The sequence below is a fragment of the Vibrio sp. OPT46 genome, from assembly GCF_015163535.1.
GTDB lineage: Bacteria > Pseudomonadota > Gammaproteobacteria > Enterobacterales > Vibrionaceae > Vibrio > Vibrio alginolyticus.
Map to the genome: position 1 here is coordinate 1 of NZ_JADDYG010000173.1, position 429 is coordinate 429.

The window sequence follows — 429 nt, forward strand, 5'->3', positions numbered from 1 at the left end:
CAGGGGCTGAGCTTGGTTCTGCTTCTGTTGAACTAACTCCGGCTTCACCTATCAAGAAGTTAAGTCTCGATAGAGTGATAAAGACTTGGAGGAATCTCAAACAAATAGAGCGTGTTCAGAGAGCTATGTCAAAGTACAAAGCGAATATACCTTTATCCACTTCAGATATATTTAATGGTATAGGGGTATTGTGCTCAAGTATTTCCGATGGACTTAAGCGTAGTAACCTTTCTACTTTCGTAAAGGTAATTGTCGAATCGAGTGAAAGGTACTTCAATGCATGTCTGCAAAATAATCCTGTGTGGGCTGTGGAGGCACCGGAAGAGCAATACGGATTAAATATGCGATTGGAGAGTGTTGATTTGTCCAGAGGTGGCGTTAGAACGGAAGTCAATTCAGGATCGCTGCCTTGCGAAGGGAGTTCCATAA

General features: G+C 42.7%; 1 protein-coding gene. It reads left to right on the forward strand.

The features are described from left to right. Window positions 1–125: 125 nt before the first annotated feature. On the forward strand, window positions 126–429 hold a 304-nt coding region (locus IQR33_RS32620; RefSeq protein ID WP_228013804.1), incomplete at its 3' end, for a hypothetical protein.